This is a genomic window from Brenneria izbisi (assembly GCF_025840185.1).
In the GTDB taxonomy this organism is placed as follows: Bacteria; Pseudomonadota; Gammaproteobacteria; order Enterobacterales; family Enterobacteriaceae; genus Brenneria; species Brenneria izbisi.
This window is the reverse complement of record NZ_JAMPJU010000002.1, coordinates 63236-89812: the sequence shown is the minus strand read 5'-3', so window position 1 is coordinate 89812 and position 26577 is coordinate 63236. Positions and strand designations below refer to the sequence as shown.

The window sequence follows — 26577 nt, the reverse complement described above, 5'->3', positions numbered from 1 at the left end:
CGTAAACCCGTTGATTTGGTTACCCAGCAGGCTAACCGAAGATCGGGGTAAATGCTCAATAAAAGAAAAGTATAAGAAAAGCATAAATGAAGCGCGTCCGTCCATCAGACTTTCCCCGTTAGCGCCGCGTGGAAGAGGACGCGAACGGACGACAAATCAGCGTCATTGCCAGCGCGCTGCACAATGGCACCGCCGCCAGCAGCAGCCAGGGGATTGCGGCCTGTGGAGAGGGCGTCAGCGCGCGATCCAACTGTCCGCCGAGCAGAAAATTGCCGACCAGCACCGCCAGCCCGCCCATTGACGCCAACGCGCCGTAATGCGCGCCCAGATTGTGGTTATTGGCGAAGCGGGGAATGAGGTCCATGCCGACGGGAACAATCAACATCTGTCCCAGCGTCAGCAATGTAATCAGCGACATGGCAGGCAACAGGCGCTGCCAGCCATCCGGCGGGGCAACCTGCGCGAACAGGGCCACGCTGCCGAAAGCGGACGCCAGCAGCGTAAATCCTAACGGTAACATGCGTGCGGCACCGTGACGGCGGGCAAAACGCGCCAGCGGCAATTGCAGACAAATCACCAGAATGGACGCCAGTACAAACAGCGGGCCGAGATCTTGTTCATTGCCTCCGGCACGGCGCAGTTCGACAGGCAGGGCCAGATAGAGTTGGTTGTAGCTGAATAAATAGGCGCTGTAGGCAATGATAAACGCCACAAAGCGCCGCTGCCGAAATGTCTGCCACCAGGGAGCAATCTGTAGCGCGCAAGCGGATTGACGGGAGGTGGCGGGCAGATTGAAGAACAAGATGAACAGCGCCAGCAGAAATACGCCGGCCCCTGCCAGCGCGACCTGCTGAAAACCGTATCCGGCCAGCAGTGAACCCAGCAACGGCCCAAGCACCGCACCCAACTCGCCGCAAATGGCGAACAGGGCGAACCATTCCGAGCGGCTGCGTTTGCCTTCTTTCTCACTCTGCGTGCCGGCTTGCGCCATCAGCGCTTCAATGGCGGGCGAAAACAGCGCGCCGCCGACGCCGGTCAGACAGGCGCCGAGAATAATCGGCCACAGGGAACTGCCCAGCGCCAGCAGCAGGTAGCCGATGATGCGCACCACACAGCCGCATAAAATCAGGCTGCGCGCGCCAAAGCGATCCGCCAGCGCGCCGCCGACCAAAAACATGCCTTGCTGCGAAAAGGTGCGCAGACCGATGACCAGACCGATCGCCCAACCAGACAGCAACATATCGTCACGCAGAAAGATAGCCAGAAAAGGAACCACGGCGTAAAAGCCGATATTGAAAACCAACTGGCTGCCCAGCAATAACGGCGGATAGAGGGGGGCCGAATGGCTGAGGGTCTGCTCTGACATAAAAAGTTATCCGTTACCTATGTGGTTTGGTTATGCTTTTAACCGCTATGAACTAATAAATGGTCGAGAATAGCCTGTGCCGTTTTAATATCGGTCACCAGCGCATTGATCATGCCTGATTTGGCCGCGCCAATAATCCCGGCTGCTTTTTCCGGGGCGGCGGCAACGCCAATGCTTAGCGGCGTCCGGCGAAGTTGTGCGGGCGTCGCCGCGATCATGCAGTCTTCGCCTGCCCAGTGCAAGATTTCACCTGATTCAGTGAAATAATGACGTATGACATCACCCGCAGCCTGACTCAATGCCCGCTCATCAGGTGTGGCGGTGGTGGTTTCCGATGGGCTGGGCGCGTGCGTCAGGCCAACCCCCACGATGGCGACATCCAGCTTATCCCACAGGGAAGCGATCTGTTGAACGCTGGGATCGCACAGAAATGCCTCGCGCAACTCGGTGGATGAGATGTAGGGCGCGTGTAGAAAATAGGGCGTTCCTCCCATCTGCTCCGCGGCCTGGCGAACAAATTCATTAATCTGAAAATGCGCGGCGGCCTGTTGCATTCCCCCATTCAGCGCCACGGTGAGCACGCCGGGCAAACGCGGCATGCCAGCCAGCGTCACCTCTCTGACCGCGCGGCCCCAGCCAATACCGATAATCGCGCCCGCAGACAGATTGGCCTGCTGTAATAAACCAGCAAGTGGGGTCGCCAGTGCGCTCAAAACGTTGGTCGGCGGGGACTCCACGACGGCGGCGGTTTTCAACCCCAGATGCTGGATCAGATCGGCGGTGATCTCCTCCGGGGAGGTTAATTCAATGACTTCGATACGTACAATCCCTGCCGCACGCGCCTTATTCAGCAGGCGCGAAATGGTGGCGGTGGAGACACCCATTTTTTTAGCGATATCAACCTGAGACATATCTGACTGGTAATGCAACTTTGCCACCATATGCATCATTGCGCGCGTCGTCGCAATATCGGGTAAAAGATTTTCTTTCAGCTTGAAATTCCTTTCTGCAATGTATTACACTCAATTCGTCAATTGGAGAATTATTGCGCAACAACCATCAAATTGCAATCGGTACGCTTGGTGGAAAACCCAGACAGGACAGGATGTTGAGGGTGATTACACCGGGTATTACGACGCTTTCCCACTCGACGAAAATTCATACCAAGGAGAATGCAATGTCACATATGTCCACATCCGAACGTCGTGGTTATCAGCAAATTTGTGGCAGCAACGGCGCCATGTTGGTTATTGCCTGCGATCAACGCGGCGCAATGCGTAGTTTGCTCTCTTCCAACCCCGATCAACAAGCTAATATCACCGAACGCCAACTGGGAGAAATCAAAGCGGATATTACCCGCTATCTCGCCAGCCAGGGTTCCTGCGTATTGGTTGATCCGGTCTGTGCGGTGCCGGAACTGGTGGATGACGGCGTCATTGCGCGTGATACCGCGTTATTGATTGGGCTGGACGCTTCTGGCTGGGATACCACCGCGGCGGGTTATCGTCATTCGCGGCTGGTGGACGGAATCAATGCGCGGCGCGTGCGCGAACTTGGCGGCAATGGCGGTAAAATCATGGTGTATTTACGTGCCGACCATGAGCAAGCCAATGTACACAATATTGCGATGTTGCGTCAGTGCATTGCGGACTTTGCCCGTGAGGATCTGCTGCTGGTGGTCGAGTTCCTGACTTATCAGCTTGAAGGTGAAACGGAGGAGGAATACAAAAATAAAATTCCGGCGCTGATCTACGAAGGGACGAAAATCGCGCTGGCGTGTGGGGCGAAAGTGCTAAAAATTCCTTATCCGGGATCGGCTCAGGCATGTGCGGCGATCACCAAACTTGTCGGTGATGTGCCGTGGGCGGTACTCTCTGCCGGGGTCGATCATGGTACGTTTTTACAGCAGGTGGCGGATGCAATGCAAAACGGGGCATCGGGCGTTATCGCGGGCCGCGCGTTGTGGAAAGATTGTATTTCGCTCGATCGCGCCGTCACTCGTGAAAAGCTGCAAACGCTGGCGGTACCGCGGCTCAAGGAAATTCAGGCGGTGATCGGTCAATATTTTCAAGGTGCTCAACCGGGTGAGCACAACATAAAGGCGCAGATGGATCATGCCTGAACATGCTATCGCACTGACTGGGAAACGCGTCGTGCTGGTTAACGGCATTCCGGCGTCAGGGAAAAGCCGCGTCGCCGCTGCGCTGGCAGTCGCCACGGGCTGGCCTGTTCTATCACTGGATGATATTAAAAATCCTTTTTTGCAGCATCTGGACGGCGTGGACCGCCAATTTAACCGTCTGCTCGGAATCGCAAGTTATCAGGCCATCTGGTCTGTGGTGGCCAGTGCGCCGCCGGGAAATACCTTTATCATTGACGCCTGGTTTGGTTTTCAGCCGAGAGAACGTCTTACGGCTTATCTGGCGGACTCTGGGGTGACACGGCTTGCCGAAGTGTGGTGTCAGATATCTGGAGAACTGGCGGCAGCGCGTTATGAGGCGCGTCTGGCATATCGCCTGGCCGGGCATCCCGGCGCCGAATATCTTCCTGAACTGATCGCACTGGCAAAGGTGGCGCAACCGATGGAATTGGGACCGCTGCTGATTGTTGACCAGTCGAGTCCGATTGAAATGGGGGAAATAACCAACTGGGCGCAGGGGGTATTATCTGAAAAATCGACATAATTAAAATGTATTCAAAAAAGGGAATTATCTGAAATAGTTATCATGGATCACATAAACCGATTAATTTTAATAATCAGCTTTGCTCTTTTTATTAGATTAACTCTTAGTAATATTTTTATAAAAATGGATTGAAACCAAGTAATTAAACCTGGTCACGTTTTTAAGGCTATCCAGAAAATATAGACTCTAAATAATTCGGGTGACTGAGCGCAAACGACGAACCGGTAACTTGCAGTATGCCGAGTATATTAAATTAACCCATTTATTCCGCATAGGATGATTATGTTAATTGACTGGATTAATGAAAATAATCTTCAGCTATTTACCCGCGTTAATGACTGGCGGCAGGCGGTTGCATTAGCCGTTCAGCCAATGATTGAGAGTGGGGCGGTTGAATCACGTTATCTCGATGCTATTTATGCGATGCATGAGGAAATCGGTCCTTATTATGTATTGGGTGAAGGCATCGCCATGCCTCACTCACGACCTGAAGATGGGGTAATTAAAACCGCGCTTTCATTGATGATTATTGCAGAAGGCGTAAATTTCGGCAGTCCTGACAATGATCCGGTCTATATCGTGTTTGCGCTGGCCGCCATTGACAGCCATTCACACATTGAAATGATCGCCAGTCTTGCAAAACTATTTTGTGAGGATGATATGGTTAATCAGTTAAAAAAAGCCGCAGATAAACAGAAAGTTATTGAAATTATTCGCCGATTTTGAAGAGTGAGACGCAATGAAAACAATAATCATGATTGCCGACGGCCATTATCTGACAACAGGTTGCTACTAATAAACGGGAAGATCCGCAGCAGGTGGTCGCGGCACGAAACCTGAATATGATCAACTAAGGAAATACTGATGAAAAAATTATCGATTCTTGCGGTATGCGGGGCCGGGCTAGGCAGTAGCTTTGCCTGTGAGATGAGTATTGAGTCAGCCCTGAAAGATCTGGGTGTTGAAGCGGAATTGTCGCATTGTGATATATCCAGCGCGACCTCTTCACGCGCTGATATTATTTTTACCGGCGAAAATTTTCGATCACAATTTCAACATTATACAATTGATGCCACCATTATTTATCTGCGACGGTTGGTAGATAAAAACGAAATAAAAATAAAGCTTGAGCCGGTATTGAAAGAAAAAGGTTATCTTATTTAATTCTTTTAGATTTGTCCGATTACTGTGAAATAGAACAGGGGGATTGTTATGTCTTTCCTTAACTTTATTGTCTATGACGTACTTGGTCAGGCCTCTATATTAGTCTCATTAATCGCTATGATTGGCTTGATTGCACTGAAAAAAAGTCCGGGCAAGGTGATTACTGGTACGTTGAAAACGTTATTGGGCTTTTTAGTTTTGCTCGCCGGGGCCAATATTATTGTAGCGACGCTGACATTCCTGGGTGAAATTTTTCAGCAAGGGTTTAACATGCGCGGCATCGTTACCGATGTGGGGGCAATTGCCGGTATTGCGCAAAAAACGCTGGGCAGAGAAACCGCATTAATTATGGTGATCGCCTTTGTGATAAATATCGTTATTGCCCGTTTTACGCCTTTTAAATATATCTTTTTAACTGGTCAGGCCTCGTTGTGGATGGCGACGGTGTGTTCAGTGATCGGTTATATGGGCGGTTTGCGCGGGATGGAATTAATTCTCCTTGGCGGCGTGATCGCCGGTCTGATGGCGGTGCTGATGCCCGCGATGGCGCAACCCATCGTTCGTAAGATTACCGGTAGCGATGATATTGCGCTTGGACACTTTTGCACGATCGGATATATCGTGCAGGCTGGCGTTGCCAGGGTTACCGGCGATGCCAGTAAAAGCACGGAAGATCTGGAATTACCGCAGGCGTTCTCCTTTCTGCAAGATACCTATCTGTCGATGATGGTGGTCATGATCCCCATCTACCTCATTCCAGCGGTGGCTGCCGGGCCGGATGTGGTGGCTGCCTACTCGAATGGCGTCAACTATCTGGTGTATGCCTTTATCCAGTCGATCCAGTTTGTGGTTGGCGTGTATGTATTGCTGGCCGGGGTTCGGTTACTGCTGGCGGAGATTGTTCCGGCGTTCCGCGGCATTGCCCTGCGCATTGTGCCGAATGCGGTACCGGCGCTTGACTGCCCGGTGCTGTTTCCCTATGCGCCGAATGCCGTGATTATCGGATTTATCGCCACCACCGTGGGTGCGATTATTGGCATGTTCCTGTTCCCGACGGTCGGGCTGGCAATGATATTGCCGGGTATGCTGACGAACTTCTTTGCCGGCGGTACAGCAGGCATCTTCGCCAATGCGGTAGGCGGGCGGCGCGGAGCTATCATCGGCGGGGTTTTCCACGGTTTGTTTATTACGTTGCTGCCAGCGCTATTGTTGCCGCTGCTGGGACAGTTCGGTTTAGAGAACGTCACCTTCAGTGATTCGGATGTGATTGGCGTTGGTTTGGTGTTTGGCTACCTTCTCAATTTCTTCAATTAATACCAGGGGAACTATATGAGCACGGCAATAGACGACATTCTGCAACAGGGCCTGCCTGCTCAGGCCTGTTCTAATGCCTTGAATGAACAGGGTAAAGTTTTTTTTGAACAACATGATGTGGAGAATGCCATTCTCTGTTGGGAAAAAAGCGTGGAATGCTATGGCAAGCCTGGCGTTGCTCAGACCCAGTTAATGAAAGCCTATAATCTCCGCCGCCGTGAATGTGTTCTGGCTGGCGATAGCGATGGCGCCGAGCGCTATGCGCAAAAAATTGACGGCTTGATGCAGCAAAGCAAGGATGCGATTCGCTATGGTTTCTGATGGGTTTTGAAATGTCAGAATGTTTGATTGAACAAGGTGCCTGTCCAGCCACAGAATTGACTCTGTGGCTGGCCTTCAACGTTTCCGCTCATAAAGGAACGGGCTTAATCAACTGTAGTTCGACGCCAAGCCGTATAGCGTGTTTGGCATTTAAAACGCCCAGTTTTTTTACCACATTGCCGATGTGAAATTTTACCGTACTTATTTTTATATCTAAAATCATTGCAATTTCAGGATAGGTTTTCCCCATGCTGGCCCAATACAGGATTTCATTTTCCCGATGGGAAAATATTTCTTTATCACCCAGTTTTTTATTATTATTTTTGCTCGCTTCGTTATAAAGAGAGATGAATTTTTCATGAACGGAGATGAACAACATCTGTATTTTATCTTTATTATTTTCGAGTATATTCTCAATGGCGCTACTTTCTTCCTCTTCGATCATAATTGACAGCGCGACCAGATTTTGCAGATGGTCATGAAGTACAAACGTGTAGCCGTTAACAATATTGTACTCCCTGGAAAGATTAAAAATCTTTGAGAATCGCAGTTTAGAGTTGATGACCAGATTATCATCCCAGGAAAAAGGGGAGACTTTGTTTATCGCAGTCAAAATGACTGGATCGATATGCTGATAATTGTTTTCTTTGTAAGTTTCTACCCATTCCTGCGGGTAGTTGGAAATAATAACGACCTGTGAGGGATTCTTTTTGCTCATCACCATGTAAGCATATTTCAGAACGCCAAAGCGCTTTAACTTTCGATTGAGGTAGTTTTTGATTGTAGTATTGATAATTTCGTTTTCAGTAACAAAAAAGGACATTAACAGCCTCAAAATTTTTCATGAATGTGAGCAAGGGAGAGGAGGATGAAAGCAGGATAGAAAACCTATACCAAAGTCTAACTACTGTTATCTCATGCTATCCTTTATAATCCGCTCCTAAAATAGCGTAGTATGCAAAGCTAGTACATAAAAATATAACATCTGACATTTCGTTTAAATGGCTCTGACGTAAAGTTAAGCGCCAATCCAGGGAAATCTCTTCTCAATCATAACATCCCCCTCGTGGGGATGATTATGTCACTCTACTCTCTATTTATAAAATATTAATCTATTTAGAAAATATTAGTTATCCGTTCATCATATTGTCAACAGTCCTTTTCCGCATTCGTTCTCTATTGATTGATGCTGGTCTGGCGTAATGGTGTCTGACGGCATGAAATGATATTGGCTAAGCGCAAAAAATGCCCCGGCCCGAATAACCGGGACGGGGCATTTCAGTACCTGTGCGTCAGCAATGACGCGGTTCGATCATGCGAGGTCGAAACGGTCGAGGTTCATGACTTTGGTCCAGACGGCGACAAAATCCTGCACAAAACTCGCCTGCGCATCCGCACTGCCGTAGACTTCGGCCAGCGCGCGCAATTGAGAATGCGAACCAAAGATCAGATCGACACGCGTAGCCGTCCACTTGAGTTCGCCGGTCACGCGATCGCGTCCTTCAAATACGCCATTGTTGTCCACCGCTTTCCACGTTGTTCCCATGTCAAGCAGATTCACGAAGAAATCATTGGTCAGCGTCTGAGGACGTTGGGTAAACACCCCGTGCTGCGTGTGGCCGACATTAGTATCAAGCACGCGCATGCCGCCTAACAGTACCGTCATTTCGGGCGCGCTCAAGGTAAGTAATTGCGCCTTGTCTACCAACAACGCTTCGGCGGCGACGCTGTAACGTCCTTTGAGATAGTTGCGGAAACCATCGGCAATCGGTTCCAGCACATCGAATGACGCCACATCGGTCTGTTCCAGTGAGGCGTCCATCCGACCGGGCGCGAACGGTACCGTGACCGGATGACCGGCATTTTTCGCCGCCTGTTCAACACCTGCGCAACCTGCCAGTACGATCAGGTCAGCCAACGACACTTTTTTATTGCCTAACTGAGCGCGGTTAAACGCGTCCTGAATGCCTTCCAGCGTAGTCAGCACCTGCCCCAGTTGCTCAGGTTGGTTCGCTTCCCAGTCTTTCTGTGGGGCCAGACGGATACGCGCGCCGTTGGCGCCGCCGCGCTTGTCGGAGCCACGGAAGGTCGAGGCCGATGCCCAGGCTGTGGATACCAGTTGCGAGACAGACAAACCAGCGGCCAGAATTCTTCCTTTAAGATCGTCGATATCCTGTTCATTAATCAATTCATGATCAACGGCGGGGATCGGGTCTTGCCAAATCAATGCTTCAGCTGGGACTTCCGGGCCGAGATAACGGGCGCGCGGCCCCATGTCACGGTGCGTCAGCTTAAACCATGCGCGGGCGAAGGCGTCGGCAAATTCATTCGGATTCTCATAGAAGCGGCGCGAAATTTTTTCGTAGATGGGATCCACGCGTAAAGCGAGGTCCGTGGTCAGCATGGTTGGCGCATGACGCTTGGACGGATCGTGCGCATCCGGCACTTCTCCCACGCCTGCGCCGTCTTTCGGCTGCCATTGATGGGCGCCGGCGGGACTTCTGGTCAGTTCCCACTCGAAACTGAACAGGTTCTCGAAAAAGTAGTTACTCCAGCGGGTTGGCGTTTGCGACCAGGTGACTTCCAGACCGCTGGAAATGGTATCGCCGCCTTTACCGCTGCCGAAACTGCTTTTCCAGCCCAGCCCTTGTTCTTCAATCCCGGCGGCCTCCGGTTCCGCACCGACCAGCGCCGCATCGCCCGCGCCGTGGGTTTTACCAAAGGTATGACCACCGGCAATCAGCGCGACGGTTTCTTCATCGTTCATCGCCATGCGGCTGAATGTTTCACGAATATCTTTGGCGGCCGCCAGCGGGTCCGGGTTACCGTTCGGTCCTTCCGGGTTTACGTAGATCAACCCCATTTGCACCGCGGCCAGCGGGTTTTCCAGATCCCGTTCGCCGGAGTAACGTTTGTCACCGCCTAACCAGGTGGTTTCAGAACCCCAGTAGACATCTTCTTCCGGTTCCCATACGTCCGGGCGGCCACCGGCAAAACCGAAGGTTTTGAATCCCATTGATTCCAGTGCGACATTGCCGGTAAGGATCATCAGATCGGCCCATGAAATTTTGCGGCCATATTTCTGTTTGATCGGCCACAGCAAGCGGCGCGCTTTGTCCAGGTTGACGTTGTCGGGCCAGCTATTGAGCGGAGCGAAACGCTGTTGACCAGCGCCAGCGCCGCCGCGTCCATCGCCCATACGGTAGGTTCCCGCGCTGTGCCAGGCCATACGGATGAATAGAGGACCGTAGTGGCCGAAGTCCGCAGGCCACCAGTCTTGTGAATCGGTCATCAGGGCATGGAGATCTTGTTTAACGGCGGCTAAATCGAGACTTTTGAAGGCTTCGGCGTAGTCGAAGTCTTTATCCATTGGGTCGGACAGAGAAGAATGTTGATGCAGGACTTTCAGATTCAGTTGATTCGGCCACCAGTCTTGGTTTGAGGTGCCGCTGTTGGTCGTCATTTTACTGCCACCGCCCGAAAATGGGCATTTGCTTTCAGTTGTCATGCGTTCTGTTCCTTTGCTCGTGTGTGCCATCCACCCGGCTTGTCTGATGCCTGGGCGTTGACCTGGCGACATGAGATTGCTCGTATGGGGAATGCGATCATTATTATCATAATACACTGAATTTCATCGGATAATGTTCACGCTGTCATCGTCTGGACATAAACCTCATCCGGTGAAATTGCTAGTCATCTTATCCAGTATAGGGGTATAGATAAAATAGAATTAAATGAATATTGTGATAGTCAATGGCTTTCATATTATGGCTATCGATAGTTTTAAGTGAGAAAACGTTTCTATTGACCGGTACAAAGGTGCGTACCGGGCGCAGGTGTTAATGACTGATTTTCACCAACGTTCGACCACGTATTTTATTATTCAAAAAATCAGTGGCGGTTATTGCCGCATCTTCCAGTTTGATTTCTCTTGCCGCTTGCTGATAAAAGCTTTCTGGCAGAATTTGCGCTAAACGGCGCCATACGTCAGCGCGTCGGGATGTCGGAAGTAATACCGAATCAATGCCCTGTAGACGCACGTTGCGCAAAATAAAAGGCATCACGGTGGTGGGGAGATCATAGCCACCGGCTAAACCACAAGCCGCGACGCAACCGCCATAATTCATCTGCGCGAGTATTTTGGCCAGCACGTTGCCGCCCAGGGTATCCAGGGCACCGGCCCATCGTTGTTTCTCAAGCGGACGGGTTTCGGCAAACTCTTCGCGCGACAGGATTTCGTCGGCGCCAAGTTGTTTCAGATAATCATGGGTGGTTTCACGACCGGTTACTGCGGCAACCGTATATCCTAGAGCTTTCAGTAATGCGACCGCCGTGCTGCCGACGCCGCCGCTGGCGCCGGTGACCACGACACTGCCGCCTTGCGGCTTTATGCCCGCTTCTTCCAGCGCCATCACGCATAACATGGCGGTAAAACCTGCCGTGCCGATGATCATCGCGTTGCGTGCGCTGAGGTTTTCTGGCATCGGCACCAGCCAGTCGCCTTTCACGCATGCCTGCTCAGCCAGGCCGCCCCAATGGGTTTCGCCAACGCCCCATCCCGTCAGGATCACGGACTGGCCTGGCGAGAAGCGCGGATCATGGCTTTGGCTGACACGCCCTGAAAAATCGATGCCGGGCACCATTGGAAACTGACGGACTATTTTCCCAGTTCCTGTAATAGCCAGCGCGTCTTTATAATTGAGGCCGGACCAGTCGATATCCACCAGCACCTCATCTTCGCTCGGCGCAGGCAGGGTAACCTCTTTTATTTCCGCCAATGTTTGATGGTCTTTTTGTTCCAGAACAAGTGCTTTCATAAGTGACTTTCCTCGTCAAAAGTATTGGAGTGTGCTGCCTGACCCAACGAGAGCTTCGCGAGTATTGTTTTTATTCATTCTTTGCAGAAAAAGGCCAAAAACGGGCAATTAAGTGAATTGAAAGGAAAAATTTTGCCAGCATTGCAGCGCCTTTTCCCACAGTAAGCGATGCGCTCTTGTGGATTATCTCGCATCGCGTTGGATTTATCAGAAAAATCCAATGATATATGAAAGCCTACGGTAATCCCCCCATTTTTAACGGAGGTTACAAGTAGGATCACGCTGCACGTAACACATACTGCTTTGGTGTATATCCGCCCAATGTCATATTCGGCCTTTCGTGATTATAAAACCACTGCCACTCTTTTGCGTACTGTTGTAATTCCTCCAGTGAGGAAAATAAATTTTGTCCCGGCCAATCATAGCGGACTGAGCGACCATCGGATAACTGGTCATGCATAAAATCTATCGACCAGCTTTTATTGCGTTTCGTCGGTACTTTCAGTGGCTCCGGCTCTTCCCGTTTCAGCCTTTTCTTTGGCTTAATACGCATATTCAGCGAAAGTTCGCAGTAAATCCGGTAAACCCTTTTATGGTTCCAGCCGAAGCCTTTCACATTCGAAGATACAGAGGGAACGATGTGCTGCGTTTTCATTTTTGCGCCACGGCGAAAAAAACGCACGTTTTTGATCGGTTCCCGCATTTCCGGGATTATCCATAATTTCTGCTGCCAGTCGATTTCACGCCAGCGGGCAAAGCACAGTTCGCTGGAACGCACAAAAAACAGCAGCGACAGCTTAAGGGCATAATTGGTCAGTAATCTGTCGGAGTAACTGTCCGTCCGGGATAACAATTCAGGCAGCCTTTCAAGCGGCAGGGCAGGGTAATGATTGGTTTCCGGCGGCGTAAATTCACCATCCAGATCCAGCGCCGGTGATCGGTGTGCCTGTTCATGGCGATCTGGCGAAATGTCTGCCCGTTTTTCTTTTTCTGTTGCGCGAGCTTCTTATCAGCGGCAGGATCGGCCCCTTCACGTACTTTAGCGCGAGCGGCATCGCGTAGCTGACGCGCCTTAAACAGGGAAACACCCGAGGGACCAAAGGCCAGCTTTTTCTCTTTGCCATGGGTACGGTACTTCATAGACCAGAGCTTTGAGCCGATGGGTTTTATCTTGCGGATAGCGATGTCGGTTAATGCGATAGCCGGGGCTTCATTTTCTCAACGAACCGTGAGGCCCCCGATTAAGCCACCAAAAACTACGAACGTAAAAAACCGGCAATCCCTCGCAGGACAACCGGATAAGCATAACTTTTTGTTTTTTAAATGCTTCAGGACTCATAGGGAAGTCATGAAACTAAAATCTGGCTCCTCTGACTGGACTCGAACCAGTGACATACGGATTAACAGTCCGCCGTTCTACCGACTGAACTACAGAGGAATCGTGTGAACGGGGCGCATCATATCCGGCGCCTGTTATGCTGTCAACGGTAAAATCGGTGTTATCGTCTGACTGTTTAGGCTATATACAATTCTTTCTTTTATCGCGATCAATAAATCACCGGGGCGTTGTCGTTGGTGCTGTTTTTCCAGGCGATGAGACGGCTCAATGGGTCTTGACGGTAAAATTCTTGGAAACAGCGGTACAGCGCCGGAAATCGTTCTGATAACAGTTCCGGCGCGCTGAAGAAATATTCGGAAAGTACCGCGAAACATTCGACAGGATCTTGTGCGGCGTAAGGATCCATGCTGGCGGCGTCTTCGCCTACCAAATCAATTTCCTCCTGCAATGCATCCATCGCGGCGTGCAAATGCTGTTCCCATGCGGCGATATCGCGCAAGGCGATGGCCGGTACGCCGGTAGCGGCGCCGCCGCTGCGTACATCGAGTTTGTGGGCGACTTCGTGAATGATGAGATTGAAACCGGATAGATCAAACGAATCCTGAACTTCCTGCCAGTTGAGGATCACCGGGCCTTGATCCCAACTTTGCCCCGATTGTACGATTTTACCGGTATGCACTAGCCCGATATCATCCTGCCATTCATCATCAACAATGAAGGGGCCGGGATAAATCAGCACCTCATGAAAGCCATCCAGACATTCGATGCCCATTTCCAACACTGGCAGAGAAAACAAAAGCGAGATACGTTGCTGCATAATGTCGGTTAGCACCAGTTCCTGTAACGGGATCAGGCGTTTTAGTTTCAGAAATTTTTCAGCAATCGTTATCAATTTTTGCCGTTCCACGTCATTCAAAGGCGCTAACAGGGGGATCGACATCGCGGGTTGCCACTGCTCCAACGTTTCCGTTGGACATTCATTTGTCTTCCACGGCCATTTAATCATCGCTATTGCTCGCTAAGTCATCACTTGAATTTAAAGGCGAGAGCTAATGCTGTTAAAATGCCGCAAAAGCGGGCATCATAGCAACCGCTTAAACGGAGAGGTGCCGGAGCGGCTGAACGGGACGGTCTCGAAAACCGTTGAGGGAGCAATCCCTCCGAGGGTTCAAATCCCTCTCTCTCCGCCACTATTCAAGCAATTATCGTTATCCTATTCTGTGATAAAACTCTCGGCGAGAGCATCATTGGTAAAACCGTTTTTCCTGCTGTTTTCATGATATCCCCATATGATGCTGACAAATCGCGTTCCCTGTACTATGGTCATAAGTCATTACTACGTTATGGAGATTGACATGGGTTTTTGGCGAATTGTGTTTACCATTCTTTTGCCGCCCCTGGGCGTATTACTGGGGAAAGGGATTGGCGGCGCATTTATCCTGAATATTCTTCTCACTTTGCTGGGATATTTCCCCGGCCTGATCCACGCGTTTTGGGTTCAGACCAAAACCGATAGCATTTAACAACAACCTATTGGTAGAGCGGGTATCGCCGATGGCGTGCGATATCCGCTTTATTTTTTTCCCATTGATATACCCATTTTGCGATTGCGCTTGTTAATTCAATATATTAAAACGTATTCAGTCTCGGATTCATCTGGGCCAATGGTACCGATGAGCCTTGTTTATTCTCCTTTACATTCAGAGGTTGTGATATGTCGGATACGTCGTTTGCCTGCTTGCCGGAACCGCCTTATTTTGCGGTTATTTTTTCATCTCAGCGCACGGCGGGGGACGCGGGATATCACGTTATGTCAAATCGCATGGTGGCATTGGCGATGCAGCAACCCGGTTATTTAGGGGCGGAAAGCGCGCGTGATAGTCAGGGATTCGGCATCACCGTCTCTTATTGGGATTCGCTGGAAGCTATCAGGCAATGGAAAAACCATGCGGAACATCGTATTGCGCAGGAATTTGGTATCACCGAGTGGTACAGGCATTACGAGTTGCGCATTTCTGAAGTGAAATACGCCTACGGGAAACGGGTAGGGTAGGTATTCCTGCGGCAACGTCTGCCGGTTATCGGGATAATCAGGCGAAGGCGATTATTCTTCCGATTTAACCACCCGGTTGCGCCCTTGCTGTTTCGCCTGATAGAGCGCAATATCCGCACGGTTAATCAACGTATCCAGTGTTTCATTGGGTTGATATTCCGCTACGCCACCACTGATGGTGACCTGAATGGTGTCGCCTTCGGATTGGATTTTGGCCGATTCAATCGCTTTGCGCAGCGCGTCGGCACGCAGTAATGCGTTATCGAGATTGCAGTCATCCAGCAGTACGACGAACTCTTCGCCACCCCAGCGGCAGATTTGATCGTTGCGCCGGATGGTCTGCTGTAGCAGACCGGCGATATGTTGCAGCACCTTATCGCCAACGCCATGACCATAGCGGTCGTTTATCCGTTTAAAGTTATCGATATCAATCAACACGATGGCGATAGGCCGTTGATGAGAAATACGTTTGGCTAATAACCGGGTGAAGAAGTAGTCAAAGGCCTGGCGGTTCATGATGCCGGTCAGTTTATCCGTAGTCGCCATCTGTTCCAGACGTCGTTGATAGCCGCCAATGGTCAGCCAGAGCAGGAATAAAAACAGCATACTGAAGCCAACGCTGATACCGAGATTGGTTATCAGCGTGGCAAACAGTCGTTTTTCGCTGGGGTGATTACGTTGCTCCACCATCAGATACCAGCCAAACTCAGGCAATAATCGCGTGTTCAGAAAAATTTGGTTATCGTTTATCTGATATTCGTATGCGCCGCCGGGAACCGTCAAAATTGAGGTGGACAGCGCGGATAATCCGGGTTGTTGCTGAATTTTCAGCGGGCGGTTATAGGTATTCCCGTGCAATGTCACATTCCCTGTTTTATCTATAAAATAGATGGTGCGGTTATAACGTTGCTCGTATTTTTCAATCAGATGTTTTACCCGTTCAACGGGGATCCCGACACCGGTAACCCCGATGAAGTTGCCGTTATAGTCCATAACCCGGTGATTGATTAAGATATCCAGACGCGTGCGTTCTTCAGGATCGACGCGAATATCAATGGAATAAGGCGTTTCGTCCGACAGCGTTCTGGCCTGAAAATACCACTGATCATCGGGAGCGTGTTCGGAAACGGTTTTCAGAATGCGCTGCGGATCGTAATAACGTTTGGTTTTATCCGAAACGAAAAAAGAAAATATCGTATTGAAGCGATTATCGATTTCCTTCAGATAGCGGATCATCGCCTGGGGGTCGCTTTCGTTATTGATAACCCAGTCACGCACAAAGGTGTCATGCGCCATCAGTGATGAGATAAAAATCGGTTTTAGCAAGTCTTGCTGGATTTCTGAGTAGACATTGTCGCTGGTCAGAGGCAGGGTGTTTTCTTCTATTTCTGTTTCCAGCGACTCTTTTGCAACTTGATAGCTGGTCCAGCTAATGATCAAAAACGCAGTGAACAGCATAACGGCAAGCAGGGCAATCGCCCTGGGTTTATTCAGCCAGTTTGAGTTGATCATTAATCCGATTCGCAAGACCTTCTCCTTAATGTAGTAACCGAATGATATGACAACACAAAATCTATTCGATCATGGCAAAAGTCGTAGACTGCCTTACAGAAGTTAAGCAGTCCCCCCCGAAAACATCAATACGTGGATGTACGATGAAAGGTTAGCGAGGCAACAGTCGGACATATCGAAAGGGCTGGAAAATATCACCCATCATTAAGTAGCTGAAAAAGTCGGGATCGCGAATGTAATTTTTTGTATTTTATTGTGGGCTTATTAAAGCGCTCTTGAGACGTTTATTACGTCTATGATTAGATTCAATTTGATTTTTCTGAGCGAGTTAGGTTAACAAACGATGATGAACCATGATTCAGATAATAAAAAGCAACGTCCAACAGCCCTGCTCTTTATTAATAAAAGAGCACGTAATGGCGAATCATCAGCGCGTTATGTGAAACAATTATTACAGTCGAAGCATATCAATATTATTGAACCGGATGAAAAAGAGACGGGAAACTGTAGTGACATTATTCGGGCTTATGCCAAAAAAATTGATTTTGTTATTGTTGGCGGCGGCGACGGCACGCTGAACGCGGCGGCGCCGGGATTGGTTGAAACAGGGCTGGCGCTGGGGGTTCTGCCGTTGGGAACGGCCAATGATTTTGCCCGGACGTTGGGGATCCCGAAAGATATCAAACAGGCGGTGGAGATTATTGCTGCGGGTCACTTGCGAAACATTGATTTAGGCGATGTCAACGGCCATTTGTTCTTTAATGTATCCAGTATTGGTTTTTCCGCCGCGTTAGCGCGCGGTTTATCGGCTAAGTCAAAAAAACGTTGGGGAACATTAGGTTATGCACTGGCTGCCTTTAAACTATTAAAGCAGAGCCGTCCCTTTCGGGCGGAAATCGAACATGATGGCGTAAAGGAGCGCGTTCGCACGGTGCAGGTTTCCGTCGGAAATGGTCGATTCTACGGTGGCGGGATGACGGTACAACATTCCGCGGCGCCGGATGATGGCCGCCTTGATGTCTACAGCCTGGAAGTATCTCACTGGTGGGAGATGATTGCGCTTATTCCGTTTATGCGGCGGGGAACGCATGGCCGCTGGCGTAATGTCCGCACATTTTCCGGTCGCCATTTATCCCTGCATACAGCAAAACCTCATGATATCAATGCGGATGGGGAGTTAATTGGAAAAACCCCGGCGATATTCAATATTCGGGAAAAAGCTATTCAGGTATTTGCGCCGAAATGACATCAATGCAGGCAATGTATGGCAATGCGATAAGTTGTTTCAATCACGGAAAACGGCGAATAACGGAATTAAAAAAGGGACAGCATTGTCCCTTTTCTATTTTTTCTCCGTATTACTTGAAAATACGGAAACGTTCTTCATCCGGGATGTAGGTTTTTTCACCGGCGGGTTGTTCAATTGAACCAAAAGGCATTTGAGCGCGAAGTTTCCAACTGGCAGGCAAATTCCACTGCTGTTTGACATCATCGTCAATCAATGGATTGTAGTGCTGCAACGATGCGCCGATTTTTTCCTGCGCCAGCGTAGACCACACCGCGAACTGGGCGATCCCGGTAGAATGTTCCGACCAGACCGGGAAATTGTCCGCATATAGGGCAAACTTCGCTTGCAGATCTTCGACGACTTTTGTGTCTTCGAAAAATAAGACTGTCCCCGCGCCTGCGGCAAACGAAGCCAGCTTCTGTTCCGTGGCGGTGAATGCATCCGCCGGAACGATTTTCTTCAACTGCTGCTTCACGATATCCCAGACTTTATCGTGCTGGTCGCCAAACAGAATCACAACGCGTGAGCTCTGTGAGTTGAATGCGGACGGGCTCTCCTTGACCGCTTCGGTAATCAGCGCGGTTACAGCGTCTTCTGAGAGGGGTAATTTATTTCCGATGGCATAGATGCTGCGACGTGCTTTGATAGCTTGCAAAAAAGCATTACTCATGATGTGTTCCTCTTAACATGGTTGCTTATATACCCAACAGATTTCCAAGCGCGGGGAGTCGGTAACCTAACCAACGCACCAGCAACCTGAAAGATGACGAGTATTTACTTACACAGTGACACTGATATCTATCGTATACAAGAAAATAGTAGATTGATTTATATATGCAAATTTACTAACGATGAGTGAACTTGAGATAATGACGGCATTAGCGCCCGCCTCTGGGACAACGCGCTTTGCCATGCAAAATCTGATCAATTGCCGCACACTTCGCAGTTAGGATTTTTCGGCAGCCTGATTTCGCGAAATTGCAGCGTCATGGCATCGAGCATCAGCAAGCGTCCCGTGGCGACCTTACCGTAGCCGGTCAGGAGTTTGATCGCTTCCATAGCTTGCAAACTGCCGATGGTGCCGACCAGTGGCGCCATCACACCGGTTTCCGCGCAGGTCAGCGCGTTGTCGCCAAACAATCGGCTGAGGCAACGATAACAGGGTTCATCCGGTTGGTAGGTAAACACGCTGATCTGGCCTTCCATGCGGATCGCCGCGCCGGAAATCAGGGGTTTCCTTCGCTGAAAGCCAAGGCGGTTCAACCTGTCGCGGATCGTGACATGGTCGGTGCAATCCAGCACCGCATCATGCTTCTCCATCAGCGCGCCCAGCGCGTCGTCATCCAGGCTGGCGTTTACCGTATCCAACATGAGATGCGGATTGATGGCCGCCAACGCGATCCGCGCTGATTCGACTTTTGCCATGCCAATACGTGCATCGCGGTGCAGGATCTGACGTTGCAGGTTGGAAAGCGAAACGGCGTCAAAATCCAGCAGCGTCAGATGGCCGATGCCCGCGGCGGCCAGATATTGGGCTGCCGCGCAGCCCAATCCGCCAAGCCCGACAATCAGCAGTCGCGCTGCTTTCAGCTTCTCTTGTCCGTCAAAATCAAAGCCGCGCAGCACAATCTGACGATTGTAACGCAGCGCTTCGGCATCACTGAGTGATGGCAGCATAATCAATGTCCCAGCAGTGAATTGAATGGTTCTATTTCTACCCATTCTCCGGCGGCAACATGACCTCGTTCGGCTTCCAGCACGATAAAACAATTTGCCAGGCTGAAGGAACTGAAGACATGTGAACCCTGGTGGCCGGTGCTTCTGACTTCCAGTTCACCCTGTGCGTTACGGCTGAAAATGCCGCGTTGAAAATCCATGCGGCCGGGGGATTTTTTCAGGGCGCTGGTGGTTTTCACTCGCAGACGAGGGGGCAGACGCCACTCGGTATGACCCGCTAAACGCGCCAGCAGCGGTTGAACCAGTTGATAGAAAGTGAGGAGCGCGGAAACCGGATTGCCCGGCAGACCGCAGAACCAGGCCTGCTGTAACTTGCCGAAAGCGAACGGTTTGCCGGGTTTGATCGCCAGTTTCCAGAAATGGATATCACCCAACTCACTCAGCATCTGCCTGGTATAATCCGCTTCGCCCACAGAAACGCCGCCACTGCTGATAACCAGGTCGGCGCGGCGGTCTGCCTGATGAAAAGCGTGGCGCAGCGCGTCGGGATCATCGGCAATGATGCCCAGATCGTTAACCTCACAGCCGATCTGCTCCAGCATCAGGCGCACGGCAAAGCGGTTGGTGTCATAAATCTGTCCGGTCTGAAGCGGCGTGCCGACCGGTTGAAGCTCATCGCCAGTTGAAAAAATGGCGACTTTCAATCGACGGTAAACGTCAATCCGCGCGAGTCCTAACGATGCCAGCAGCGGCAACTCCGCAACGCTCAATTTTTTTCCGGCGGGCAGCACCACCGCGCCGACGCGGATATCTTCTCCCGGCAGACGAATATTCTGTCCGGGTTTGACGTGATGAGGAAAACCAACGCCAGCATCACTGACTTCCGCCTGCTCCTGCATGATAACCGCGTCGGCGCCTGCGGGGATCGGCGCGCCGGTCATGATGCGGATACAGGCGCCCATTGGCCATTCGCCGTCGAACGGCGCGCCGGCGAAGGCTTTGCCCGCCACCGGCAGCGGCGTTGATGTATGGAGATCCGTGCAACGAACCGCGTAGCCGTCCATTGCGGCATTGGCAAAGGGAGGAACGTTGATGGGCGACGCTATGGGGCTGGCGGTAATTCGGCCAGCGGCGTCATACAGCGAAACGTTTTCTGTTTCTGGTATGAATGATACCTGAGAAAACATCTTTTCCAGCGCCTGTTCGAGGGACAATAAGCCTGAGGTCACGCTTTCCATCTGCACTCCATGATTGGTTTCTCCCCAGCGGGGCTGCGGGCGAAAACAGGTATTGTATGCCACTATTATGTCAGAGAACGCGGTTACGGAGAATGCGGGCGGCTCAAGGAATCGGGTATGTCAGCAAAAGGCGGTGACGGCGAACCTGGTGAGCCATTGGTTATATAACGTTTATTTATTTTTTATTAACTTAATGTTCTAAAAAGAATTTTCATCAAAGAGCCGAATAAGTTTCTGCTTTACATCATACCTTGCGCTAAATATAGTCAAAACGCGTGTGAGTATGAAGGACTTCTTGCCGCTGAAAGCGGTTCATCACTCGTCCCTGATCCAACTGTCGCCATCGCGACCCCTGTTTAAATGGAGATCTACGGTCAATGGCATTAGCACGGCATCATTCTACGTCGCCGCCTACCGCTGCGGAACTTTCCCTGCCGGACCAGCAGGTATTGGCGGTGCGCGATCTGAGCGTTTATTTTGAACAGCAAGGGCAGCGGACGGATGCAGTACGTGATTTGACGTTTTCCGTGGATCGCGGGGAAACGCTGGCTATTGTCGGCGAATCCGGTTCCGGGAAGTCGGTGACCTCACTGGCGGTGATGCGCTTGATCGAACAGGCCGGCGGCGTGATTTATCAGGGGGAAATGCTGTTTCGCCGGCGCAATGATCAGGTTCTTGATTTGCGCGAGCTCCAGCAGTCGCGGATGCGTAAACTGCGCGGCGCTGATCTGGCCATGATCTTTCAGGAGCCGATGACCTCGCTGAATCCGGTCTTTCCGGTAGGCGAGCAGATTGCCGAATCCATTCGTTTGCATCAGGGCATGGATCACCGCGCCGCGCGCCAGGAAGCGTTGCGCATGCTGGAGCGGGTGCGTATTCCTGAAGCGCGTAATGTATTGGATCGCTATCCTCATCAACTTTCCGGCGGGATGCGTCAGCGGGTGATGATTGCGATGGCGCTGTCGTGTAAACCGTCGCTGCTGATTGCCGATGAGCCGACCACGGCGTTGGATGTCACTATTCAGGCCCAGATCCTGCAATTGATTCGCGTGTTGCAACGGGAAATGAACATGGCCGTTATTTTCATTACCCACGATATGGGCGTGGTCGCTGAAGTGGCTGACCGGGTGATGGTGATGTATCGCGGTGAAAACGTCGAGGCCGGCGGTGTCGAGCAGATTTTCAATACGCCGCGGCATCCGTATACACAAGCTTTACTGGCGGCGGTGCCGACGTTGGGTTCAATGCAAGGCCAGGTGTTCCCGGCAAAATTTCCATTGCTGAATGGCAAGACGCAACCGCCTGCGGACAGCGTGCCGCAGAATACCATTCCCGCCCATGCCGACCCTATTTTACAGGTGCGGGATCTGGTCACGCGCTTTCCGATCCGCACGGGCTTGTTGAACCGGGTAACCCGTCAGGTTCATGCGGTCGAAAAAGTGAGTTTTGATCTCTATCCGGGGGAAACGTTATCGCTGGTCGGCGAGTCGGGCAGCGGCAAATCCACCACCGGGCGGGCCTTGTTAAAACTGGTGGAAAGCCAGAGCGGAACGATTGTTTTTGACGGCCAACGGATTAACCAACTGAGCGGTTCGGCGTTGCAGCATTTGCGCAAGGATATTCAGTTTATTTTTCAGGATCCCTATGCTTCGCTGGATCCGCGTCTGACAGTCGGGTTTTCCATTATGGAACCGTTGCTGGTGCATGGAATAGGGAGCAGGCAGGAGGCGGAACAGCGCGTAGCCTGGCTGTTGGCGCGGGTAGGGCTGCAACCAGAACACGCGCGCCGCTATCCGCATGAGTTTTCCGGTGGGCAGCGTCAGCGCATCTGCATCGCCAGAGCATTGGCGCCGAATCCCAAAGTCGTTATCGCGGATGAGGCGGTTTCCGCGCTGGATGTCTCCATTCAGGCGCAAATCATCAATCTGATGCTGGATCTACAACGCGAATTCGGCATCGCATTTTTATTTATATCCCATGATATGGCGGTGGTGGAGCGGATTAGCCACCGGGTTGCGGTGATGTATATGGGGCAAATCGTGGAAATCGGGCCGCGTGGCGCGGTGTTCGAAAATCCCCATCATCCCTATACCCGTAAGCTGATGGCGGCGGTGCCGGTTGCTGATCCGTCGCGCCGCCAGCGTGAACAGGTTTTACTGGTTGATGAAATACCCAGCCCAATTCGGGCACTAGGCGATGAACCTACCATTGCGCCTCTGGTGCAGGTTGGTGAACGGCATTTTGTCGCGCATCACCCGATTGCCGGCGCTTACTGACAGGGACTCACAAGGAGAACGTAACATGATGAATGCGATTACTTTACAGCGTAACTGGTTAGTTGCCGCCGGTATCGCGACGGCAATGGCGGCGGCTCCGTCCTGGGCCGCCAAGGATGCGGTGATTGCGGTGGCATCCAACTTTACCAGCCTTGATCCTTACGATGCCAATGACTCGTTGTCGCAGACTGTCGCCAAATCGTTCTATCAGGGGCTGTTTGGTTTCGACAAGGATATGAGACTGGTCAATGTGCTGGCGGAGAGTTACGAAATCAGCCCGGATGGGCGGGTGTATACCGTCAAGCTGCATCCGGGCGTGAAGTTTCATGACGGAACGGATTTTAACGCCGAGGCGGTCAAGGTGAATCTGGATCGCGCCAGCAACCCGGAAAATCGTCTGAAACGCTATAACCTGTTCAAAATGATTGATAAGACCGAGGTGGTGGACGCTCAGACGGTGAAAATCACCCTGAAATCGCCATTCTCAGCATTTATCAATAATCTGGCGCATCCTGCGGCGGTAATGATTTCACCAGCCGCGCTAAAACAGTACGGCAAAGAGATCGGCTTCCATCCGGTGGGAACCGGGCCGTACCGTTTTGTGACCTGGAACCAGACTGATTACGTCAAAGCCGAGAAGTTTAACGGTTACTGGAAAGCCGGACTGCCGAAGCTCGATAGCATCACCTGGCGTCCGGTGGTGGATAACAATACGCGCGCGGCATTGCTGCAAACCGGCGAAGCGCACTTTGCCTATCCGATCCCGTTTGAGCAGGCTGGCGTGCTGGAAAAGAATGACCAGTTGGAACTGGTGGCATCGCCCTCGATTCTGCACCGTTACATCAGTATCAATGTGACACAGAAGCCGTTTGACGATCTGCGGGTGCGTCAGGCGCTCAACTACGCGATTAATAAAGACGCGCTGATTAAAGTGGCTTTCTCTGGCTATGCGACCCCGGCGGAAGGGCCGTTGCCGCCCAGTATTGATTATGCGGTGAAATATCAGCCGTGGCCTTATGATCCGGCCAAGGCCCGCGAACTGTTGAAAGAGGCGGGTTATCCCAATGGCTTCACCACCACGCTGTGGTCATCGCATAACCACAGTACGGCGCAGAAAGTGTTGCAGTTTACGCAACAACAACTGGCGCAGGTGGGCGTCAAAGTGCAGGTTACCGCGATGGATGCCGGTCAGCGGGCCGCGGAAGTAGAAGGCAAGGGCGTGAAGGAAACCGGCGTGCGACTGTTCTATACCGGTTGGTCGGCTTCCACCGGGGAAGCGGACTGGGCCTTGTCTCCCTTGTTCGCCACCGCCTCGTGGCCGCCTGCGTTGTTCAATACGGCATTTTACAGTAACCCGCAGGTTGACGCGGACTTAACCAACGCACTGCAAACCACCGATCGGACGGAGAAGCAAAAACTGTACAAAGACGCACAGGATAACGTCTGGGCCGATGCGCCGTGGATTTTCCTGGCGACGGAGCGTCTGGTTTCAGCCAACAGTAAGAAACTGACCGGCTTTTATGTGATGCCGGATACCGCATTCAGCTTTGACGAGGCGGATCTGAAAGAATAAACCGGGTATCGCCCGCGTAATCAGGGAGGCCTGCGGGCCTCCCTGCTGTTTGTCAATCGCCAGGGGAATAAGGGTGGAAACCCATTCATGCTGAATTACTTTATCAAACGACTATTGGGGCTCATCCCGACGCTGCTGATCGTCATGGTGCTGGTCTTTCTGTTCGTCCATTTGTTACCGGGCGATCCGGCGCGTCTGGTGGCCGGGCGGGAAGCGGATGCGACGGTGATCGAACTGGTGCGACAGGATTTGGGGCTGGATAAGCCGTTGCCGGAACAATTCTGGCATTTCTTTACGCGCAGTCTGCAAGGAGACTTTGGGCTGTCGATGGTATCCAAGCGTCCGGTTGTGGAAGAGATCGCGATGCGTTTTATGCCGACCTTCTGGCTCACCGTCAGCAGTATGGTCTGGGCGGTGATTTTTGGCATGGCGATTGGGGTGACGTCAGCCGTCTGGCGTAATGGCTGGCCGGACAGGATTGGCATGACGCTGGCGGTATCCGGGATTTCATTTCCCGCTTTCGCGCTGGGAATGCTGCTGATGCAGATATTCTCCGTTGAACTTGGCTGGTTGCCCACGGTCGGCGCGGATACCTGGCTGCACTATATCTTGCCTTCCATTACGTTAGGGGCGGCGGTGGCGGCGGTCATGGCCCGTTTCACCCGCGCGTCTTTCGTCGAAGTGATGCAGGAAGATTATATGCGCACGGCGCGGGCCAAGGGGGTGCGCGAGTCGCTGGTGGTAATAAAGCATGGCTTGCGTAATGCGTTGATCCCGGTCGTCACCATGATGGGCCTGCAATTCGGCTTTCTGCTGGGCGGCTCGATTGTGGTGGAGAAAGTGTTTAACTGGCCGGGGCTGGGACGATTATTGGTCGATTCGGTGGAAATGCGCGACTATCCGGTGATTCAGGCGGAAGTATTGCTGTTTTCACTGGAGTTTATTTTGATCAATTTGTTGGTCGATATGCTGTATGCCGCGATCAACCCATCGATTCGATATAAATGATTCGTTATAGATAAGGAAAGGGAATGAGAAACTGGCGACGTCAGGCGGTGTTATCCACGCTGCCGGTGCTCAAAGAGGATCAGGTTCGCACGCCGTGGCGTGAGTTCTGGCGGCGTTTTCGGCATCAGCATGTAGCGTTGGCGGCGGGCGTATTTGTGGTAGCGTTGATGCTTATTGCTGTGCTGGCGCCTTACCTGATCCCATATGATGCGGAAAACTACTTTGATTATGATCGCTTGAACCAGGGGCCGTCAGCGGCGCACTGGCTGGGTGTGGATTCGTTGGGGCGCGATATTTTCAGCCGCATTCTGTTAGGGGCGCGCATCTCGCTGGCCGCAGGGATTTTCTCCGTGCTGGTCGGTATGCTGATCGGTACATCATTGGGATTGTTGGCCGGTTATTACGAAGGCTGGTGGGATCGCATCATCATGCGCATCTGCGATGTCTTGTTCGCGTTTCCCGGCATCCTGCTGGCGATCGCGGTGGTGGCGATCATGGGCAGCGGGATGGCGAATGTGATTGTCGCCGTGGCGATTTTCAGTATTCCGGCATTTGCCCGGCTGGTCAGGGGCAATACACTGGTGCTGAAACAGCAGACTTACATTGAATCGGCCCGCAGTATTGGCGCATCCGACCGGACCATTGTTTTCCGGCATATCCTGCCCGGTACGATATCGTCGATTGTCGTGTACTTTTCCATGCGCATCGGCATGTCGATTATTACCGCGGCCAGTTTGTCATTTCTGGGACTTGGCGCGCAGCCGCCGACGCCGGAATGGGGAGCGATGCTCAATGAAGCCCGCTCCGATATGGTGATTGCGCCTCATGTGGCGATCTTCCCCAGTCTGGCGATTTTCCTGACGGTGCTGGCGTTTAATCTGTTAGGGGATGGGCTGCGTGATGCGCTGGATCCAAAGCTGAGGGGCTGACGACCAAAAGCGCGGCTT

Annotated in this window: 23 protein-coding genes, 2 tRNA genes and 2 pseudogenes; 14 read left to right on the top strand and 13 right to left on the bottom strand. The window is 51.7% G+C overall.

Features of this window, described 5'->3' with window-relative positions; translation table 11 throughout:
* Window positions 1–118 precede the first annotated feature (118 nt).
* Both NC856_RS03160 and NC856_RS03155 read right to left on the bottom strand, forming a co-directional pair.
* The gene (locus NC856_RS03160; RefSeq protein ID WP_264088992.1) at window positions 119–1366 is read right to left on the bottom strand and encodes an MDR family MFS transporter; all 1248 of its coding nucleotides are present in this window, start codon (window positions 1364–1366) and stop codon (window positions 119–121) included.
* A gap of 38 nt (window positions 1367–1404) precedes the next feature.
* The gene (locus NC856_RS03155; RefSeq protein ID WP_264089353.1) at window positions 1405–2307 is read right to left on the bottom strand and encodes a sugar-binding transcriptional regulator; all 903 of its coding nucleotides are present in this window, start codon (window positions 2305–2307) and stop codon (window positions 1405–1407) included.
* 236 nt (window positions 2308–2543) lie between these two features.
* On the opposite strand from NC856_RS03155, the gene NC856_RS03150 reads away from it, so the two are divergent.
* The 6 genes from NC856_RS03150 (at window position 2544) to NC856_RS03125 (ending at window position 6849) form a co-directional block, all read left to right on the top strand.
* A complete protein-coding gene (locus tag NC856_RS03150; protein ID WP_264088991.1) occupies window positions 2544–3488 on the top strand; it encodes a tagatose-bisphosphate aldolase in 945 nt (314 codons plus the stop codon).
* On the top strand, window positions 3481–4050 hold the full coding sequence (locus NC856_RS03145; RefSeq protein WP_264088990.1) for an AAA family ATPase: 570 nt from the start codon (window positions 3481–3483) through the stop codon (window positions 4048–4050). Before NC856_RS03150 ends, NC856_RS03145 begins: the two co-directional genes overlap by 8 nt.
* Window positions 4051–4332: 282 nt before the next feature.
* Complete coding sequence (locus NC856_RS03140; protein ID WP_264088989.1) at window positions 4333–4776, top strand: PTS sugar transporter subunit IIA; 444 nt, start codon at window positions 4333–4335, stop codon at window positions 4774–4776.
* Between the two features lie 138 nt (window positions 4777–4914).
* Window positions 4915–5214: a PTS sugar transporter subunit IIB gene (locus tag NC856_RS03135; RefSeq protein WP_264088988.1), complete on the top strand. Its 300-nt coding sequence runs from the start codon at window positions 4915–4917 to the stop codon at window positions 5212–5214.
* Between the two features lie 48 nt (window positions 5215–5262).
* The gene (locus NC856_RS03130; RefSeq protein ID WP_264088987.1) at window positions 5263–6528 is read left to right on the top strand and encodes a PTS sugar transporter subunit IIC; all 1266 of its coding nucleotides are present in this window, start codon (window positions 5263–5265) and stop codon (window positions 6526–6528) included.
* Between the two features lie 15 nt (window positions 6529–6543).
* Window positions 6544–6849, top strand: coding sequence for a hypothetical protein (locus NC856_RS03125; protein WP_264088986.1), 306 nt, complete (start codon window positions 6544–6546; stop codon window positions 6847–6849).
* Window positions 6850–6937: 88 nt separating this feature from the next.
* On the opposite strand, the gene NC856_RS17870 is transcribed toward NC856_RS03125, so the two are convergent.
* From NC856_RS17870 to mtfA, 7 genes and pseudogenes are all read right to left on the bottom strand, one after another.
* Entirely contained in the window at window positions 6938–7672 is a 735-nt protein-coding gene (locus NC856_RS17870; protein WP_318841721.1) for a LuxR family transcriptional regulator, read from the bottom strand.
* A gap of 489 nt (window positions 7673–8161) precedes the next feature.
* On the bottom strand, window positions 8162–10357 hold the full coding sequence (gene katG, locus NC856_RS03115) for a catalase/peroxidase HPI (RefSeq protein WP_264088985.1): 2196 nt from the start codon (window positions 10355–10357) through the stop codon (window positions 8162–8164).
* Window positions 10358–10688: 331 nt separating this feature from the next.
* Window positions 10689–11666: an acrylyl-CoA reductase (NADPH) gene (acuI, locus tag NC856_RS03110; protein WP_264088984.1), complete on the bottom strand. Its 978-nt coding sequence runs from the start codon at window positions 11664–11666 to the stop codon at window positions 10689–10691.
* Between the two features lie 277 nt (window positions 11667–11943).
* A pseudogene (locus NC856_RS03105) lies at window positions 11944–12285 on the bottom strand (integrase core domain-containing protein); the annotation flags it as partial.
* 12 nt (window positions 12286–12297) lie between these two features.
* Window positions 12298–12866 (bottom strand): annotated as a pseudogene (locus NC856_RS03100) (integrase arm-type DNA-binding domain-containing protein); the annotation flags it as partial.
* A gap of 162 nt (window positions 12867–13028) precedes the next feature.
* Window positions 13029–13104: transfer RNA gene (locus NC856_RS03095), tRNA-Asn, on the bottom strand.
* A gap of 109 nt (window positions 13105–13213) precedes the next feature.
* Window positions 13214–14011, bottom strand: a complete 798-nt coding sequence (gene mtfA / locus NC856_RS03090) for a DgsA anti-repressor MtfA (RefSeq protein ID WP_264088983.1) — start codon at window positions 14009–14011, stop codon at window positions 13214–13216.
* Between the two features lie 94 nt (window positions 14012–14105).
* Between mtfA and NC856_RS03085 the strand changes: the two genes are divergently transcribed.
* From NC856_RS03085 to NC856_RS03075, 3 genes are all read left to right on the top strand, one after another.
* Window positions 14106–14195: transfer RNA gene (locus NC856_RS03085), tRNA-Ser, on the top strand.
* Window positions 14196–14360: 165 nt separating this feature from the next.
* Window positions 14361–14528: a YqaE/Pmp3 family membrane protein gene (locus NC856_RS03080; RefSeq protein ID WP_113867427.1), complete on the top strand. Its 168-nt coding sequence runs from the start codon at window positions 14361–14363 to the stop codon at window positions 14526–14528.
* A gap of 287 nt (window positions 14529–14815) precedes the next feature.
* Window positions 14816–15058 (top strand): antibiotic biosynthesis monooxygenase family protein, encoded by a 243-nt coding sequence (locus NC856_RS03075; RefSeq protein ID WP_264088982.1) that lies wholly within the window; start codon window positions 14816–14818, stop codon window positions 15056–15058.
* A gap of 51 nt (window positions 15059–15109) precedes the next feature.
* On the opposite strand, the gene NC856_RS03070 is transcribed toward NC856_RS03075, so the two are convergent.
* On the bottom strand, window positions 15110–16570 hold the full coding sequence (locus tag NC856_RS03070; RefSeq protein WP_404802304.1) for a sensor domain-containing diguanylate cyclase: 1461 nt from the start codon (window positions 16568–16570) through the stop codon (window positions 15110–15112).
* A 346-nt stretch (window positions 16571–16916) separates the two neighbouring features.
* Here NC856_RS03070 and NC856_RS03065 point away from each other — a divergent pair, with 346 nt between their 5' ends.
* Window positions 16917–17816, top strand: a complete 900-nt coding sequence (locus tag NC856_RS03065; protein ID WP_264089351.1) for a lipid kinase — start codon at window positions 16917–16919, stop codon at window positions 17814–17816.
* Between the two features lie 112 nt (window positions 17817–17928).
* Here the strand turns inward: NC856_RS03065 and NC856_RS03060 are convergent, their stop codons facing one another.
* The 3 genes from NC856_RS03060 to moeA all read right to left on the bottom strand — a co-directional run bounded on the left by NC856_RS03060 (window position 17929) and on the right by moeA (window position 20773).
* Window positions 17929–18528: a nitroreductase family protein gene (locus NC856_RS03060; RefSeq protein WP_264088980.1), complete on the bottom strand. Its 600-nt coding sequence runs from the start codon at window positions 18526–18528 to the stop codon at window positions 17929–17931.
* A 254-nt stretch (window positions 18529–18782) separates the two neighbouring features.
* Window positions 18783–19535: a molybdopterin-synthase adenylyltransferase MoeB gene (gene moeB, locus NC856_RS03055; RefSeq protein ID WP_264088979.1), complete on the bottom strand. Its 753-nt coding sequence runs from the start codon at window positions 19533–19535 to the stop codon at window positions 18783–18785.
* 2 nt (window positions 19536–19537) lie between these two features.
* Entirely contained in the window at window positions 19538–20773 is a 1236-nt protein-coding gene (gene moeA / locus NC856_RS03050; protein ID WP_264088978.1) for a molybdopterin molybdotransferase MoeA, read from the bottom strand.
* A 377-nt stretch (window positions 20774–21150) separates the two neighbouring features.
* On the opposite strand from moeA, the gene gsiA reads away from it, so the two are divergent.
* The 4 genes from gsiA to gsiD all read left to right on the top strand — a co-directional run bounded on the left by gsiA (window position 21151) and on the right by gsiD (window position 26559).
* Entirely contained in the window at window positions 21151–23049 is a 1899-nt protein-coding gene (gene gsiA / locus NC856_RS03045; RefSeq protein WP_264088977.1) for a glutathione ABC transporter ATP-binding protein GsiA, read from the top strand.
* Window positions 23050–23077: 28 nt separating this feature from the next.
* A complete protein-coding gene (gene gsiB, locus NC856_RS03040) occupies window positions 23078–24622 on the top strand; it encodes a glutathione ABC transporter substrate-binding protein GsiB (RefSeq protein ID WP_264089350.1) in 1545 nt (514 codons plus the stop codon).
* 87 nt (window positions 24623–24709) lie between these two features.
* Window positions 24710–25630 carry a glutathione ABC transporter permease GsiC gene (gene gsiC / locus NC856_RS03035; protein ID WP_264088976.1) on the top strand — a complete coding sequence of 307 codons (921 nt, stop codon included), beginning with the start codon at window positions 24710–24712 and terminating at the stop codon, window positions 25628–25630.
* Between the two features lie 23 nt (window positions 25631–25653).
* Window positions 25654–26559 (top strand): glutathione ABC transporter permease GsiD, encoded by a 906-nt coding sequence (gsiD, locus tag NC856_RS03030; protein ID WP_264088975.1) that lies wholly within the window; start codon window positions 25654–25656, stop codon window positions 26557–26559.
* Window positions 26560–26577: the final 18 nt, after the last annotated feature.

Coding starts and splice junctions, on each gene's coding strand:
- NC856_RS03160 (WP_264088992.1), bottom strand. CDS start 1,366: ATGTCAGAGCAGACCCTCAGCCATTCGGCCCCCCTCTATCCGCCGTTA.
- NC856_RS03155 (WP_264089353.1), bottom strand. CDS start 2,307: ATGGTGGCAAAGTTGCATTACCAGTCAGATATGTCTCAGGTTGATATC.
- NC856_RS03150 (WP_264088991.1), top strand. CDS start 2,544: ATGTCACATATGTCCACATCCGAACGTCGTGGTTATCAGCAAATTTGT.
- NC856_RS03145 (WP_264088990.1), top strand. CDS start 3,481: ATGCCTGAACATGCTATCGCACTGACTGGGAAACGCGTCGTGCTGGTT.
- NC856_RS03140 (WP_264088989.1), top strand. CDS start 4,333: ATGTTAATTGACTGGATTAATGAAAATAATCTTCAGCTATTTACCCGC.
- NC856_RS03135 (WP_264088988.1), top strand. CDS start 4,915: ATGAAAAAATTATCGATTCTTGCGGTATGCGGGGCCGGGCTAGGCAGT.
- NC856_RS03130 (WP_264088987.1), top strand. CDS start 5,263: ATGTCTTTCCTTAACTTTATTGTCTATGACGTACTTGGTCAGGCCTCT.
- NC856_RS03125 (WP_264088986.1), top strand. CDS start 6,544: ATGAGCACGGCAATAGACGACATTCTGCAACAGGGCCTGCCTGCTCAG.
- NC856_RS17870 (WP_318841721.1), bottom strand. CDS start 7,672: ATGTCCTTTTTTGTTACTGAAAACGAAATTATCAATACTACAATCAAA.
- katG (WP_264088985.1), bottom strand. CDS start 10,357: ATGACAACTGAAAGCAAATGCCCATTTTCGGGCGGTGGCAGTAAAATG.
- acuI (WP_264088984.1), bottom strand. CDS start 11,666: ATGAAAGCACTTGTTCTGGAACAAAAAGACCATCAAACATTGGCGGAA.
- mtfA (WP_264088983.1), bottom strand. CDS start 14,011: ATGATTAAATGGCCGTGGAAGACAAATGAATGTCCAACGGAAACGTTG.
- NC856_RS03080 (WP_113867427.1), top strand. CDS start 14,361: ATGGGTTTTTGGCGAATTGTGTTTACCATTCTTTTGCCGCCCCTGGGC.
- NC856_RS03075 (WP_264088982.1), top strand. CDS start 14,816: ATGTCAAATCGCATGGTGGCATTGGCGATGCAGCAACCCGGTTATTTA.
- NC856_RS03070 (WP_404802304.1), bottom strand. CDS start 16,570: ATGATCAACTCAAACTGGCTGAATAAACCCAGGGCGATTGCCCTGCTT.
- NC856_RS03065 (WP_264089351.1), top strand. CDS start 16,917: ATGAACCATGATTCAGATAATAAAAAGCAACGTCCAACAGCCCTGCTC.
- NC856_RS03060 (WP_264088980.1), bottom strand. CDS start 18,528: ATGAGTAATGCTTTTTTGCAAGCTATCAAAGCACGTCGCAGCATCTAT.
- moeB (WP_264088979.1), bottom strand. CDS start 19,535: ATGCTGCCATCACTCAGTGATGCCGAAGCGCTGCGTTACAATCGTCAG.
- moeA (WP_264088978.1), bottom strand. CDS start 20,773: ATGGAAAGCGTGACCTCAGGCTTATTGTCCCTCGAACAGGCGCTGGAA.
- gsiA (WP_264088977.1), top strand. CDS start 21,151: ATGGCATTAGCACGGCATCATTCTACGTCGCCGCCTACCGCTGCGGAA.
- gsiB (WP_264089350.1), top strand. CDS start 23,078: ATGAATGCGATTACTTTACAGCGTAACTGGTTAGTTGCCGCCGGTATC.
- gsiC (WP_264088976.1), top strand. CDS start 24,710: ATGCTGAATTACTTTATCAAACGACTATTGGGGCTCATCCCGACGCTG.
- gsiD (WP_264088975.1), top strand. CDS start 25,654: ATGAGAAACTGGCGACGTCAGGCGGTGTTATCCACGCTGCCGGTGCTC.